This is a genomic window from Micromonospora sp. WMMA2032 (assembly GCF_002688545.1).
Classification (GTDB): domain Bacteria; phylum Actinomycetota; class Actinomycetes; order Mycobacteriales; family Micromonosporaceae; genus Micromonospora; species Micromonospora sediminicola.
On sequence record NZ_CP024052.1, the window covers coordinates 1,277,907 to 1,294,242 of the forward strand.

At 78.3% G+C, this 16,336-nt stretch carries 2 protein-coding genes; both read right to left on the reverse strand.

All coding sequences use genetic code 11. From position 1 onward, the window contains the following. Positions 1–14 precede the first annotated feature (14 nt). Positions 15–1,577, reverse strand: a complete 1,563-nt coding sequence (locus tag CO540_RS05225; protein WP_099161142.1) for a bifunctional 3-(3-hydroxy-phenyl)propionate/3-hydroxycinnamic acid hydroxylase — start codon at positions 1,575–1,577, stop codon at positions 15–17. 28 nt (positions 1,578–1,605) lie between these two features. After that, complete coding sequence (locus tag CO540_RS05245; RefSeq protein WP_253866480.1) at positions 1,606–16,272, reverse strand: type I polyketide synthase; 14,667 nt, start codon at positions 16,270–16,272, stop codon at positions 1,606–1,608. Positions 16,273–16,336 lie beyond the last annotated feature (64 nt).

Genomic DNA, 16,336 nt, shown 5'->3' on the forward strand with positions numbered 1-16,336 from the left:
CTGGAAGGGGATGGTCAGGGCTGCAGGGCGGGGGCGGAGACCTGCCGGCGCAGGTCGGCCACCACTGTCGCCGCGGCGTCGGGCCCGGTCGCCGCGCCGAAGAGGTAGAAGTCCGGGCGGATCAGGGCGGCGTCCGCGCCGCCCAGCCAGGACAGGTACGCGCCGTCGAGGTCGACCAGGTCGTCGGCCGCCGCGTCGCCGTCGGCGGGCCGCACGGTCAGCCGGTACGCGCCGAGGTCGTCGAGGAACGCGGCGGCGTCCGGGTCGAGCGCGGCCGGTTCCCGGGTGAGCAGGACGAAGCCGACGCCCACCACGTCGTCGAAGCCGCCGGTGCGCCCGCCGACGGACACCCGGCCCTGCGGCGCGGGTTCCCCGGCACGCGGCGTCGGCGTGCCGTCGGCGTCGCGGTGCAGCACGCCGTCGACGATCGCCTCGCGCAGCGACCGGACGTGCCGCTGCTGGGTACGCCGGCGCAGCGCGGCCAGCATCACCGAGTCACGGCCGGCGGCCTTCTTCGGGTCGGTCTCGCAGATCACCGCCCCGGAGTCCATGGACATCCGGATCGCGTGCTGCACGTGCGCCCGCCGCTCCACCTGGTAGGTGTCCAGCAGCGCCTCACCGGCGAGGCCCCGGCGCACCAGGTCCAGCTTCCAGGCCAGGTTGACCACGTCGCGGAAGCCGGAACTCATGCCCTGCCCGAGGAACGGCGGCATGACGTGCGCGGCGTCGCCGGCCAGGAACACCCGCCCGCGCCGCCACAGGTCGGCGGAGCAGGCCTGGGTGGTGTAGACGCCGTAGCGGTCCAGCCGGGCGTTGTCCGGGGTGATGTCGAACAGGCCGAGCAGCCGCCAGGCGCTGGCCTCGGTGCGGAAATCCTCCAAGGTCTCCCCCGGCACCCGCATGAACTCCCACCGCCGGTGGTCCGGCCCGGCCGAGACGGCGGTACGCGGGCGGGCCGGGTCGCAGATCTGCAGGTTGTTCGGCCGGAACTCGCGCGGGGTGTGCAGCACCACGTCGCAGACCAGCCAGTCGTGGGTGAAGTCCAGGTCGGTGACGCCTGAGCCGAGCCAACCCCGGACGAAGCTGTTCGCGCCGTCGCAGCCGAGCACCCAGGAGGCGGTGAACGTGTGGCTCCCGCCGTCACCGTCCACGGCGCTCACCTCGACCCGGTCGCCGTGGTCGGCCAGCCCGGTGACCTCCACGCCCCGGCGCACTTCCACCCCGGACAGCGCCGCGCCGCGCTCGGCCAGCCGGTCCTCCAGGCCGGGCTGGTAGAACGACGTCGAGTCGGGCCAGCCGGCCGGCCCGTCGGGGGCGGCGCGCACGTGCAGCAGGGTCCGGCCGAAGCCGTTCTTCCAGGTGTACTCGCCGGACAGTTCGGTCACGTCGGCGAGCCGGTCGGCCACGCCGCAGGCGGCGAGGATCCGGCTGGCCTCGCCGTCGTAGGAGACCGCGCGCGGCATGCTGTACGGGGTGGTCCACTTCTCCAGCACCCGCACCGCGAAGCCGCGCTGTGCCAGCAGGATCGCGGCCACCTGGCCCACCGGGCCGTAGCCCACGATCAGTACGTCGGTCATCGCCGTCCCTCGTTCGTCCGCTGGGCCGCTACAGCCCGAGTTCCGTGTCGATCAGGCTGAAGATCTCGTCGTCGCTGGCCCGGTCGAGGTCCAGGTCGTGGTCGCCGGCGGAGGCGCCGCGCATGGTCCGCCACTTGGCGACCAGCACCTCCAGCCGCGCCGCCACCTGGCTGTGCAGGTCGGCCTCGACGGTCGTCTCGGCCAGCGCCCGCTCCAGGCGTTCCAGCTCGGCCAGGACCGCCGGGGCGGCCTGCCCGCCGTCGGGCACGAGCCGGGACCGCAGGTACGCGGCGAGCGCGGCCGGGTCCGGGTAGTCGAAGACCGCGGTGGCGGGCAGCCGCTCGCCGGTCGCCTCGGTGAGCCGGTTGCGCAGCTCGACCGCGGTGAGCGAGTCGAAGCCCATCTCGTGGAAGGCCTGGCCCTCCCGGACGGCGTCCGGGCTGCCGTGGCCGAGCACCGCCGCGGCGGTGGCCCGGACCAGGTCGAGCAGCAGCGCGGCCTGTTCCGCGCCGGTGAGCGCGCGCAGCCGTGCGCCCAGGTCCGCCCCGCCGGTGGCCGCGCCGGCCCGGGCGCGAGGCCGGTCCGGGCGGACCAGCCCGCGCATCAGCGCCGGTACGCCGGGCCGTGCGGCCAGCGCGGCCCGGTCGACCCGGGTGGGCACGAGGTGTTCCTCCGGCGCGGCCAGGCCGGCGTCGAACAGCGCCAGACCCAGGTCGGACGGGATGGCGAGCTGCCCGTCGCGGGCCGTGGTCGCGCGGTCCACGCCGGCGGTCAGCGTGCTGGCCTGCGCCCACAGACCCCAGGCATACGCGCAGGCCGGCAGGCCGGCCCCGCGCCGGCGGCGGGCCAGCGCGTCCAGCCAGGCGTTGGCGGCGGCGTAGTTGCCCTGCCCGGGTACGCCGAACACCCCGGCGCCGGAGGAGAACAGCACGAAGCCGGCGAGGTCGAGGTCGCGGGTCAGCTCGTCGAGGTGCCGGGCGGCGTCCACCTTGGGCCGGAAGACGGTGTCGATCCGCTCCGGGGTGAGCGCGGTGACCACCCCGTCGTCGAGCACGCCGGCCAGGTGCACCACGGCGGTCAGCGGGTGCGCGGCCGGCACGCCGGCGAGCAGCCCGGCGACGGCGTCCCGGTCGGCCACGTCGGCGGCGGCGACCGTGACGGTGGCGCCGAGCGCGGTCAGCTCGGCGGCGAGGTCGGCCGCGCCGGGCGCGTCCGGGCCACCCCGGCTGGCCAGCAGCAGGTGCCGTACCCCGTGCCCGGTGACCAGCCGGTGGGCCACCAGGCCGCCGAGCAGCCCGGTGCCGCCGGTGAGCAGCACCGTGCCGTCCGGGTCCCACCGTTCCGGCATGGTGAGCACCACCTTGCCGACGTGCCGGGCCTGGCTGACGTAGCGGAACGCGTCCGGGGCCTGCCGGACGTCCCAGGCGCGCACCGGCAGCGGGCGCAGCGCGCCGGCGGCGAACAACGCCAGCAGCTCGGTGAGCATCCGCTGGATCTCGTCCGGGTCGACCTGCGTCAGGTCGTACGCCCGGTAGTCGACGCCCGGGTGGTCGGCGGCGACCCGGGCCGGGTCGCGCAGGTCGGTCTTGCCCATCTCCAGGAACCGGCCGCCGCGCGGCAGCAGCCGCAGCGACGCGTCGACGAACTCGCGGGCCAGCGAGTCGAGCACCACGTCCACGCCGCGTCCGCCGGTGACCGCGCGGAACCGGTCCTCGAAGTCGAGCGTGCGGGACGACGCCAGGTGGTCCTCGGGGACGCCCAGCTCCCGCAGCGCGGTCCACTTGCCCGGGCTGGCGGTGGCGAACACCTCGGCGCCGAGGTGGCGGGCGATCTGCACCGCCGCCATGCCGACGCCGCCGGCCGCCGCGTGCACCAGCACCGACTCGCCGGCCCGCAGGCCGCCCAATCCGACCAGTCCCCGCCAGGCGGTCAGGAACACCACCGGCACGGTCGCGGCCTGCGCGTCGGTCCAGCCGTCCGGCACCGGCACGAGCAGCCGCCGGTCGGTGACCGCGACCGGGCCGAAGCAGCCGGTGAACACGCCGAGCACCCGGTCACCGGGGCGCAGGTCGGTGACCTCGGCGCCGACCTCGGCGACCACGCCGGCCGCCTCGCCGCCGGGCGGACCCGGGTCGCCCGGGTAGAGGCCGAGCGCGTTGAGCACGTCGCGGAAGTTCAGGCCGGCGGCGCGGACCCGTACCCGAACCTCGCGCGGGCGCAGCGGCGCGTCGGCCGCGTCGGTGGGCACCAGCGCGAGGTGGTCGAGGCTGCCCCGCCGGGGCACGTCCAGCCGCCAAGCGGTCGCGTCGGCCGGCGGGGTGAGCGTGGGCGCGTCGGCGCGGCGGGCCAGCCGGGGCACGTACGCGCCGCCGTCGCGCAGCGCCACCTGCGGCTCGTCCGCGGCGAGCAGCGTGGACAGGGTGGCCGCGTCGGGCCCGGTGTCGGCGTCGAGCAGCACGAACCGGTCCGGGTGCTCCGACTGGGCGGAGCGGACCAGGCCCCACGCCGCGGCGGCGTCCGGGTCGCCGACCTCGCCGGGGCCGTGTACGCCGACCGCGCCGGAGGTGAGCAGCACCAGGCGGGTGTCGGTCCAGCGCGGCTCGGCCAGCCACCGCTGCACCAGCGCGAGCGCGTCAGCGGCGAGCCGCCGCGCCCGGTCCGCCGCCGCGTCGTCGTCGGTCGCGGTGGGCCGGCCGGAGCGGCGGGTCGTCGTCGCGGACGCACCGTCGCTCGCCACGATCCCGGCCGTTAGCGGCGCGAGCACCGCGTCGGGCGTCGGGATCCCGGCGTCGATCGCGGCGGCCAGCGCGACCAGATCCGCGTAGCGCGGCAGATCGGCCGAAGCCGCAAGGTCGGCCAGGGCCGGCGGATCGGCCGGGTCGGCGACAGCGGCGATGTCGGCCGGGGTCGTCGGGTCGGCCGCGGCGGGCCGGTCGGTCAGCACAGGCCGGTCGGTCGGGGCGGCGAGCACCGCGATCCGGGCCGGTGCCGGCGCGGGTGGCGTCGGCAGCGGCTGCCAGGTCAGGTGGAACAACGCGTCGGTGACCGCGTCGTCCCGGGCGCCCAGCTCGGCGCGGGAGATCGGCCGCATGGCCAGCGACGCCGCCTCGACCACCGGGGCGCCGGTCGGGTCGGTGGCGGTCAGCGCGAACGCGTGCGGGCCGACCCGGCGCAGCCGGACCCGCAACGACGTCGCGCCGGACGCGTGCAGGGTGAGCCCGTTCCAGGCGAACGGCAGCAGGATCCGGTCGCCGCCGGCCTCGGCCAGGCCACCGAAGTGCGCCGCGTGCAGGGCGGCGTCGAGCAGCGCCGGGTGCAGCGCGTACCGGTCGGCGTCGCCGCGCGGGCCGGGTGGCAGCTCCACCTCGGCGTACACCTCGTCGGCGCCGGCGCGCACGGCCCGCAGCCCGCGGAACGCGGGTCCGTAGCCGTACCCCTCGTCCACCAGGCGCTCGTAGAAGCCGGTCAGGTCGACGGCGGGGGCGTCCGGCGGCGGGGCGGTCGTCGTCGGGGTGGTGCCGGCGGCGGAGAGCGTGCCGCTGCCGTGCCGGGTCCACGCCGCGCCGGCTGGGCCGTCGGCGGGTCGGGAGTGGACGGCGACCGGCCGGCGGCCGTCGTCGGCGGCCGGTCCGACGGCCACCTGGACCTGGGTCGCCGCGTCCTCCGGCAGGGTGAGCGGCGCCTCGATGACCAGCTCGTCGAGGACCGGGCAGCCGACCTCGTCGCCGGCGCGCAGGCACAGCTCGACCAGGCCGGTGCCGGGCACCAGCACCCGGCCGGCGACCCGGTGGTCGGCCAGCCACTGCTGCTCGCCGACCGCCAGCCGGCCGGTGAACAGGTGACCCGAGCCGTCGGCCAGCGGAACGGACGCGCCGAGCAGCGGGTGACCGGCGTCGGCCAGGCCGGCGGCGCCGACGTCGGCGGCGCCGCCGACCGGCCGGGGCCAGTAGCGGCGGCGGGCGAACGCGTACGTGGGCAGGTCGACCCGGCGGCCACCGGCCAAGGCCGGCTGCCAGTCGACGGGCACCCCGCGCACGTGCAGCTGCGCGACGGCGAGCAGGAACCGGGCCCGGTCGCCCCGGTCGCGCTGCAACGAGCCGACCACCACGGCCGGGCGGTCGTGCTCCTGGAGCGTCTGCTCGATGCCGGGCGTCAGCACCGGGTGCGGGCTGCACTCGACGTAGGTGTCGTGGCCCTCGGTGGCGACCGCCCGGATCGCGTCGGCCAGCTCGACCGGCTGGCGTAGGTTGCGGTACCAGTAGTCGGCGTCCATCTCCGGACCGTCCAGCCAGCACAGGTCGGTGGTGGAGTAGATCGGCACGGCGGCCGGGCCGGGCGTGACACCGGCGACGGCCTCGGCCAGCTCGGCGCGGATCCGTTCCACCTGCGGGGAGTGCGACGCGTAGTCGATCGGGACGCGGCGCAGCCGCACCCGGTCGGCGGCCAGCTCGGCGGCGAACTCGTCCACCGCGGCGGGCTCGCCGGAGACCACCACGCTGGCCGGTCCGTTCACCGCGGCCACGGCCAGCCGGTCGCCGTAGCGGGCCACCCGCGCGCGGACCGCGTCGACGGCCAACGGCACGGCCGCCATCTCCCCCGCGCCGGCCAGCCGGCGCAGCGCGCGGGCGCGCAACGCCACCAACCGGGCCGCGTCCGGCAGGGACAGCACCCCGGCCACGCAGGCAGCGGCGATCTCGCCCTGCGAGTGGCCGACCACGGCGGCGGGCTGCGCGCCGTACGAGCGCCACAGCTCGGCCAGCGACACCATCACCGCGAACAGCAGCGGCTGCACCACGTCGGCCCGGTCCAGGTCGGGCACGCCGGGCGCCTGGCGCAGCAGGTCGCGCAGCGGGTGGTCCAGCCACGGCCGCAGCGCGGCGTCGCAGGCGGCCATCCGTTCGGCGAACACCGGTGACTCGTCGAGCAGGTCCAGCGCCATGCCGGCCCACTGGGAGCCCTGGCCGGGGAAGACGAACACCACCCGGCCGGTGACGGTGGGCTCACCGCGTACCAGGTCGGTGGCGGGCTGGCCGGCGGCGAGCGCGTCCAGGGCGGCGGCGACACCGGCCTGGTCGGCGACGACCACCGCCCGGTGGTCGAAGCCGGACCGGGTGGTGGCCAGCGACCAGGCCACGTCCAGCGGCCGCTGGTCGGGGCGGTCGGCGAGGTGGGCGCGCAGCCGGCGGGCCTGCCCGGCCAGCGCCTCCGGGGTACGCGCGGAGAGCAGCCACGGCAGCGCCGCCGGCCCGGCCGGCGGTTGCGGGTCGGCGGCCGGCTCGGGCGGCGCGGCCTCGACCACCACGTGGGCGTTGGTGCCGCTGATGCCGAACGAGGAGACGCCGGCGCGGGCCGGCCGATCGGCGCGCGGCCAGGGCCGGGCCTCGGTGAGCAGGTCGACCGCGCCGGCCGCCCAGTCGACCCGGCTGGTGGGGCGCTCGGCGTGCAGCGTGCGGGGCAGCCGGCCGTGCCGCATGGCGAGGACGACCTTGAGTACGCCGGCCACGCCGGCCGCGGCCTGGGTGTGGCCGAGATTGGACTTGACCGAGCCGAGCAGCAGCGGCGCGACGCCGTCCGGCCGCCGGCCGTAGGTGGCCAGGAGCGCCTCGGCCTCGATCGGGTCGCCGAGCGGGGTGCCGGTGCCGTGCGCCTCGACCGCGTCCACGTCGGTGGGGTCGAGCCCGGCGGCGGCGAGCGCGGCCCGGATCACCCGTTCCTGGGACGGCCCGTTCGGGGCGGTGAGCCCGTTGGACGCGCCGTCGGAGTTCACCGCCGAGCCGCGCACGAGGGCCAGCACCGGGTGGCCGCGCCGGCGGGCGTCGGAGAGCCGTTCCACCACCAGCACGCCGACGCCCTCGGACATGCCGAACCCGTCGGCCTCCTCGGCGAACGCCTTGCACCGGCCGTCCGGGGCGAGGCCGCGCTGGCGGCTGAACCCGGTCAGCCCGGCCGGGCCGGACAGCACCGACACGCCGCCGGCGAGGGCCAGGTCGCAGTCGCCCTGGCGCAGCGCCTGGGCGGCCAGGTGCAACGCCACCAGGGACGCGGAGCAGGCGGTGTCCACGGTGACCGCCGGCCCCTCCAGGCCGAGCGCGTACGCGACCCGTCCGGACAGGACGCTCGCGGCGGTGCCGGTGAGCAGGTGCCCCTCGTCGGCGATGGTCTCCCCGTCGTCGGAGGTGGCGCCGGGGGCGATCCGGTCGGTGTAGTCCTGGCCGTGGGTGCCGGCGAACACGCCGGTACGGCTGCCGCGCAGCGTGTCCGGGTCGATGCCGGCCCGTTCCAGCGCCTCCCAGGACGTCTCCAGCAGCAGCCGGTGCTGCGGGTCCATGGCCAGGGCCTCGCGCGGGCTGATGCCGAAGAACGCGGCGTCGAAGTCGGCCAGGCCGGTGAGGAAGCCGCCGGCGCGGGTGTAGGTGCGGCCGGGGGTGCCGGGCTCCGGGTCGTACAGGTCGGCCAGCGGCCAGCCCCGGTCGGTGGGCAGCTCGCCGATCACCTCGCCACCGGCGTCGAGCAGCCGCCACAGCTCCTCCGGGGAGCCGATGCCGCCGGGGAACCGGCAGGCCATGGCGACCACCGCGACCGGTTCGTCCAGCGCCACGGTGGTCGCGTCGGCGACCTCGGCGGCGGTGGTGCCGAGCAGCCGGGCGTGCAGGTGCGCGGCGAGCAGTTCCGGGGTGGGGTGGTTGAACACCGCGTGCGGGGCGAGCCGGACGCCGGTGGCGGCGGCGAGCCGGTTGCTCAGTTCCACCGCCATCAGCGAGTCGAAGCCGAGGTCCTTGAACGGCCGGCGCGGCTCGACCAGCTCCGGACCGGCGTGGCCGAGGACCGTGGCGCAGCGGGCGCGGACCAGGTCCAGCAGCAGCGCGGCCCGCTCCGGCTCGCCGAGCCCGGCCAGCCGGGCGGCGAGACCGGTCCCGGTCCCGGTCGCGCCCGGTTCCGCGACGACGGCCCGGCGCGGGGGCGGCGGCAGCAGCGCCCGCAGCAGCGCCGGCACCTCCCCGGTGGCGCGGACCGCGGCCAGGTCCAGCCCGATCGGCACCAGCGCCGCCGGTCCGGCGCGCAGCGCGGCGTCGAACAGCGCCAGTGCGGCGGGGGTGTCCAGCGGCCGGGTGCCGGCGCGGGCGAGCCGGGCGAGGTCGGCGGCGCCGAGCCGGCCGGCCATCCCCTCGGTCTCGGCCCACAGGCCCCAGGCGAGCGCGGTGCCCGGCAGCCCGCGGGCGCGGCGGTACGCGGCGAGCGCGTCGAGGAACGCGTTGCCGGCGGCGTAGTTGCCCTGGCCGGGGCTGCCGAAGGTGGCCGAGGCGGAGGAGAACAGCACGAACGCGGCCAGGTCGAGGTCGGCGGTCAGCTCGTGCAGGTGCCAGGCGCCGCGCACCTTGGCCCGCAGCGCCACCGCCCAGCGGTCCGGGTCGAGGTCGGTGAGCAGGGCGTCGGCGGTGGCGCCGGCGGCGTGCACCACCGCGACCAGCCGGTCGGCGAGCGGGGCGAGCACGGCGGCGAGGGCGTCCCGGTCGGCCACGTCGGCGGCGACCAGCCGGACGGTGACACCGGCCCGGGTCAGCTCGTCGATCCAGGGCGCGGGCCGGGCGGTGCGGCTGAGCAGCACCAGCTCGCGCACCCCGTACGCCTCGACCAGGTGGGTGGCGACGTGCCGGCCGACGCCGCCGGTGCCGCCGGTGACCAGGACCGCGCCGCCGGCCAGCGCGGGCGGCGCGTCGGTCTCCGGTTCACCGGCCCCGCGCAGCCGGGGCAGCAGGGCGCGGCCGTCGCGGACCGCGACCTCCGGCTCGTCGTCGGCGGCGGCGAGCGCGGCGCGGACCGTGGCGTCGTCGGTGGCGTCGAGGTGCAGCAGCAGGAACCGGCCGGGGTGTTCGGCGCGGGCGACGCGCAGCAGGCCGGCGGCCGGGGCGTGCGCCGGATCGCCGTCGCGGACCGCGACCGCCAGCGTGGTGTCGGAGGCGCGCGGGTCGTCGAGCCAGCGGCGCAGCACCGCCAGCAGGTCCCGGCCGATCGTGTCGGCCCGCTGCGCGACGGTGGCGTCCGGGTCGCCGTCGGGCAGGCGCAGCACCAGCACCGGGGGCAGCGGCCCGGCCGGGGGTACGGCGTCGGCGAGCGTCCACGTGGGCACCGGCCCGGTCGGCGCGGGCGTCCAGTCGACCGTGTACAGGCCGGCCGGGGCGGTCTCCGGGGTCGGCGCGCCGGCCGCCGGCACCGCCACGGCCCGCAGCGCGATCCGGTCGACGTCGAACACCGGGCGGCCGGCGTCGTCGACGGCGCTGAGCGTCACCCCGTCCGCGCCGGCCGGGGCCAGGGTGACCCGCAGCGCGTACGCGCCGGTGGCGTGCCGGCGCACGCCGGTCCACCCGGTCGGCTCGATCCGCTCCCCCGGCCCGGCCGGCGGGGCGAACCCGGCCAGCGGGAGCAGGCGCACCGCGGCGTCGAGCACGTCGGGGTGCACGCCGTACCGCTCGGCGTCCGGGTCGGCGGCGTCGTCGGGCAGCCGCACGTCGAGGTGCAGCCGGTCCCCGGCGGTCCAGGCGGCCCGCAGCAGCGGGTGCGCCGCGTCGACCGGCCGGGCGCCGGCCGGCGGCCAGGTCACGGCCGGTACGCCCGGCGCGGTGAGCGGGTCGGCCGGGGCGAGCGTGGCGTCGGCGACGGCCCGCCAGGGCTCGTGCTCGCCGGCGCGGACGTGGCAGCGGGCGACCCGGCGGCCGGTCCCGTCCGGTCCGGCGACGTCGATCTGGAGGTCGACGGCCAGCCCGGCGGGCAGCGGCACCGGTTCGGGCGTGCGCAGGTGCTGCAGCACCGGCGCGTCGAGCCGCTCCCCGAGGTGGGTGAGCGCGTCGAGCAGCGCGGACGCGGGCAGCAGCGGCGCGGCGCCGTCCGGCGTGGCCGGTCGGGAGGTGGTGAACCGGCCGGTGGCGACCACCTGGCCGGTGCCGGCCACCGGCAGCACGGTGGCGAGCAGAGGGTGCCCGGTGTCGCCGGTCGGCGCGCCGGGTGCGGCGGGCAGCCAGTAGTGCCGGTGCCGGAACGCGTAGGTGGGCAGCGGGACGGGCGCGTGCGGGCCCGGCCCGGCCAGGGCGGCCCGGTCGACCGGCACGCCACGCACGTGCAGCCCGGACACGGCGGTGAGCAGCGCCACCGGTTCGGGCACGCCGCCGCGCAGGGTCGGCACGCAGGCGAGGTCGTCGCCGCCGTCGGCGAGGCAGTCGGCGGCCATCGCGGTGAGCACGCCGCCGGGACCGACCTCGAGGAACGTGGTGGCGCCCTCGGCGCGCAGCGCGCGGACACCGTCGCGGAAGCGCACGGTGTCGCGGACGTGCGCCACCCAGTGCTCGGGCGAGGCGAGCCGGGCCGGGTCGACCGGCGCGCCGGTGAGCGTGGACACCACCGGCACCTGCGGCGCGCGGTAGGTCAGTCCGGCGGCGACCGCGCGGAACGCGTCGAGCATCGGCGCCATCCGGGGCGAGTGGAACGCGTGCGACACGCGCAGCCGGCTGGTCCGGCGACCGGCGGCGCGCAGCGTCGCGGCGACCGCGTCGACCGCGTCGGCGTCACCGGAGAGGACCACGGCGGTCGGCCCGTTCACCGCGGCCAACCCGACCCGGTCGGTGAGGTGGGGCCGCACCTCCGTCTCGTCCGCCTCGACCGCGACCATCGCGCCGCCGACCGGCAGCGCCTGCATGAGCCGGGCCCGCGCGGCGACCAGCGCCGCCGCGTCGGCGAGCGGGAACACGCCGGCCACGTGCGCGGCGGCCAGCTCGCCGATCGAGTGGCCGAGCAGCAGGTCGGGGCGGACGCCCCAGGATTCGAGCAGCCGGTGCAGCGCCACCTCGACGGCGAACAACGCGGGCTGGGTGTAGCCGGTCTGGTCGAGCAGGTCGGCCCGGGCGTCGCCGGCGGGCGCGAGGACCACGTCGGCGACCGGGTGCGGGACGTGCCCGGCGAGGTGCCGGTCCAGTTCCGCGCAGGCGGCGTCGAACGCCTCGGCGTAGACCGGGTACGTCTCGCGCAGTTCCCGGCCCATGCCGGGGAGTTGGCCGCCCTGCCCGCCGAACAGCACGGCGAGCCGCCCGTCGCCGACCCGGCCGGTGAGCACCCCGGCGGGTTCCGCGTCGCCGCGGCTCAACGCGGTCAGCCCGGCGCGCGCGTCGGCCGGGTCGCGGACCAGCAGCGCCGCCCGGTGCTCCAGCGCCGCCCGGGTGGTGGCCAGCGCGTACGCCACGTCGGCCGGGTCGGCCTCGTGCCGGTCGAGCCAGGTGGACAGTCGGGCCGCCTGGTCGCGCAGGCCTTCCCGGCTGGCGGCGGAGAGCAGCCACGGCACGGTGGCGGGCGTGTCCCGGTCGGCGGTCGGCGCGGCCGGCGCGGCCGGTGGGGCCTCGACGATGACGTGGGCGTTGGTGCCGCTGATGCCGAACGAGGAGACGCCGGCCCGGTGCGGGCGGTCGACCTCGGGCCACGGCCGGGCCTCGGTCAGCAGCTCCACCGCGCCGGCCGACCAGTCCACCTCGCGGGTCGGCGCGTCCACGTGCAGCGTGCGCGGCAGCGTCCCGTGGCGCAGCGCCAGCACCATCTTCATCACCCCGGCCGCGCCGGCCGCCGCCTGGGTGTGCCCGAGGTTCGACTTGAGCGAGCCGAGCAGCAGCGGCGTGGCCGCGTCCCGGCCCCGGCCGTACGTGGCCAGCAGCGCCTGCGCCTCGATCGGGTCGCCGAGCCGGGTGCCGGTGCCGTGCGCCTCGACCGCGTCCACGTCGCCCGGTCCGAGCCCGGCGGCGGCCAGCGCCCGGCGGATGACCCGTTCCTGGGCCGGGCCGTTGGGCGCGGTGAGCCCGTTGGACGCGCCGTCGGAGTTGACCGCGGAGGCGCGCAGCAGCGCCAGCACCGGGTGGGCGTGACGGCGCGCGTCGCTGAGCCGTTCCAGCAGCAGCACGGCGACGCCCTCGGACCAGCCGGTGCCGTCGGCGGCGTCGGCGAACGCCTTGCACCGGCCGTCCGGGGCGAGGCCGCGCTGGCGGCTGAACTCGACGAACGCCTGCGGGGTGCCCATCACGGCGACGCCGCCGGCCACCGCGAGGGAGCAGTCCCCGGCGCGCAGCGCCTGCGCGGCCAGGTGCAACGCCACCAGCGACGACGAGCAGGCGGTGTCCACGGTCACCGCGGGCCCCTCCAGGCCCAGCGCGTACGCGACCCGCCCGGACACCACGCTGCCGGCAGTACCGACGCCGAGGTACCCCTCGGTGCCGGGCGGCGCCTGCCCCACCTGGGCCGCGTAGTCGTGGTGCATCACGCCGGTGAACACACCGGTGGCGCTGCCGCGCAGCGCGGTCGGGTCGATCCCGGCCCGCTCGAACAGCTCCCAGGACGTCTCCAGCAGCAGCCGTTGCTGCGGGTCCGTCGCGAGGGCCTCGCGCGGACTGATGGCGAACAGGGTGGCGTCGAAGTCCCCGGCGCCGGCCAGGAACCCGCCGACCCGCGCGTACGAGGTGCCGGGCCGGTCGGGGTCGTCGGAGAAGAGGTGGGTCAGATCCCAGCCCCGGTCGGTGGGGAACCCGGTCAGTCCCTCCCGCCCGGAGTCCAGCAGGTCCCACAGCTCCTCGGGGCCGGTGACGCCGCCGGGCAGCCGGCAGGCCATGGCGACGATGGCCACCGGGTCGTCGGTGACGACCGGGCCCGACCGGTGCCCGGCGTCCGGGGCGGCGGCGCCGCGCAGCAGCGTGGCCAGGTGCCGGGCGAGCGCGGCGGGGGTGGGGTGGTCGAACGCGGCGGTGGCGGACAGCCGCGCCCCGGTGGCCCGGTTCAGCCGGTCCCGCAGCGCGACCGCGCGGACGGAGGTGAATCCCAGGTCGGTGAACGCCCGGTCCGGCCGGACCGCGCCCGGCCCGGGCAGCCCGGCGACCTCGGCGGTGCTCGCGCGGACCAGGTCGGCCAGGACCCGGTCGCCGGCGGCGGTGGTGAGCGCGGCGAGCCGGCGGCGCAACGCGTCCACGTCGCCGTCGGCGCGGGCCGGGCCGCGCCACGCCGGGTGGGTGGCCACCCGGTCGGCCGGTTCGGCCACCAGCACCAGGTCGTCGCCGTCGTGCGCGACGTCGAACGCGGCCGTCTCGGCCCACGCCGGTCCGGCCACGCCGACCAGCCGGGCCGGCAGCCCGGCCGCGTGCCGGCGGGCGACCAACGCGTGCAGCGCGGCGACCGCGCCCGCCGCGCCCTCCCGTCCGGCCGCGCCGAGCAGCAGGTCGGCGGGGACGAGCACGGTGTACGCGGTGGCGCCGGCGTGCCGGGTGCGCAGGTCCAACCGGCCGGCGAGGTCGAGCAGCCGGGCGGCGCGGTCCGGGTCGTCCAGGTCGGCGTCGGACAGCCGCAGCACCGCCGCGCCGAGCGGTGGGGTCGACGTGTCGTGGTGACCGGCCGGTCCCGCGTCCGCCTCGGGGAACCGGTGCGCGGTGATCTCGGCGCCGGTCCCGGCGAGCGCCGGAGCCGGACCGGTCCGGTCGACGGAGGCCAGCCACACGGTGCGGGCGCCGTGCGCGCCGGTCAGGTGCCGGGCCAGCGTCGCGCCCTCCTCGGTGTCCGCGCCGACGAGCGCCACCGGCGCGGACGGGTCGAGCACCGTGGCGGCACGCTCCCGGGCCGGCGCGCCGGCCGGCGCGGGGGTGGCGTACCGGGCGGTGCCGGCGCGCAGCGCGACCTGCGCCGCTGCGGCGTCCACCACTGACGGCAGCAGCGCGGTCGAGCGGGGGTCGCCGTCGGTGTCGACCAGCACGATCCGGCCCGGGTCCGCGGCCTGCCGGCAGCGCGCCCGGGCCCACGCGACGTCGGCGGCCGGGACGAGGTCGGGGTCGTCCGGCGCGTCGGCCGTGGACGCGTCCACCGCGCCGCTGGTCAGCACCAGCACCCGGGCGTCGGCGTACCGGCCGTCGTCGAGCCACCCGTCGAGCGCGGTCGGGTCGGCGTCGACCACCACCAGCACGTCGGCACCGGCGTCGGACGGTCCGGTATGGACGTCCGCCCCATCGGCGGCGAGCGCGGCGGCGACGGGCTCCGCGTCGGCGCCGACCACCGCCCAGCGCCGGGCGACGTCGGCTGTGGCGGTCGGTTCGAGGGGCCGCCAGGTGAGTCGGGTCAGCGCCTCGTGGTGGGTGCCGTTGACCGCCCGCAGGCGGGCCGGTCGCTCCCGCAGCAGCCGCCGGGTGACCTTCCCCGAGGCGGTGCGGGGCACCGCGTCGATCTCGTACAGCTCCTGCGGCACCTTGTGGTACGCGAGCCGTTCCCGGCAGGCGGCGTACGCGGCGGCCGGCGCGAAGCCCGCCGGCGCGGGCACCACGTAGGCCACCGGCACCTCGCCGAGCACCTCGTGCGGGCGGCCGGTCACCGCCACGTCGGCGACGCCGGGCACGGCCCGCAGCACGTCCTCCACCTCGACCGGGTGCACCTTCTCCCCGCCCCGGATGATCAGTTCGCGGTGCCGGCCGGTGACGAAGAGGTTCCCGTCGCCGTCGCGGCGGGCCAGGTCGCCGGTGCGGTACCAGCCGTCGCGCAGCGCCGCCGCGGTCGCCTCGGGCAACCCGTGGTAGCCGACCATGACCCCCGGCCCGCGGACCCACACCTCACCCTCGTCGCCGGTCGCCACGTCCCGGCCGGTCTCCGGGCTGACCAGGCGGACGTCGACGCCGGTCACCGGCTGCCCGCAGGAGCCCTCGACCCGGGGCCGGTCGGGCCGGGTCACCGCGATCGAGCCGCACGTCTCGGTGCTGCCGTACGCGTCGAGCAGCGGCGCGTCGAAGACCTCCTCGAACGCGCGGCGCAGTTCCCCGGTGGTGATCGCGCCGCCGACCAGGCAGACCCGCAGCGCCGGTGCGCGGAACCCGTCGGCGCGGGCGGCGGCGACCAGGTGGTGGTACATGGCCGGGACGCCGGCCAGCACGGTCGCCTCGTCCTCGGCGACCGCGCGCAGCACGTCGGCGGCGGCGAACCCGTCGACCAGGCGGGCGCTCGCGCCGACCGCGGTCACGCTCAGCACGCAGCCGATGTGGGAGAGGCTGTGGAACAGCGGCAGCGGCCAGACCACCCGGTCGGCGGAGGTCAGGTCCGGCACCGGCACGTAGCAGGCGGCCACCGACCACAGGCAGGTGCGCTGGGTGGAGAGCACGCCCTTGGGCCGGCCGGTGGTGCCGGAGGTGTAGAGCATCCAGGCGACCTCGTCCAGGCCGAGGTCGTCGCGGGCGTCGGCCACCGGCGGCGCGTCGACGAGCGCCGGCCAGGCGGTCGCCCCGTCCGGGTACGGCCCGTCGCCGGTCACCCAGATCCGCAGGTCGGGCCGGCCCGCGCGGAGCCGCCGGAGCTGGTCGAGGTGTCCCGGGTCGGTGACCACCAGCACCGCGCCGGAGTCGTCCAGCAGGTGGGCCAGCTCCGCGTCGGTGCTGCGCGGGTTCAGCGGTACGCCGACCGCGGCGGCCCGGGTCACGGCCAGCCAGGTCTCCACCGTCTCCACCCGGTTGCCCAGGCAGAACGCGACCCGGTCGCCCCGGGCCACACCGGCGTCGACCAGGTGCCCGGCCAGCCGTCGGGTGACCGCCTCCAGCCCGGCCCAGTCCACCGCCCGGTCCGCGTCGCGGAACGCCACCCGGTCCGGCAGCCGGTCGGCGTGGGCCCGGAGCAGCTCCGGCACCGGCTGGACCAGGTCACTGCGCAGCATGTCACCACATCCGTCCCTCGCCGTAACGGCCCAAGTCTGGCCAGCGGCCCGGCGACGACCTACC

Coding starts and splice junctions, on each gene's coding strand:
- CO540_RS05225 (WP_099161142.1), bottom strand. CDS start 1,577: ATGACCGACGTACTGATCGTGGGCTACGGCCCGGTGGGCCAGGTGGCC.
- CO540_RS05245 (WP_253866480.1), bottom strand. CDS start 16,272: ATGCTGCGCAGTGACCTGGTCCAGCCGGTGCCGGAGCTGCTCCGGGCC.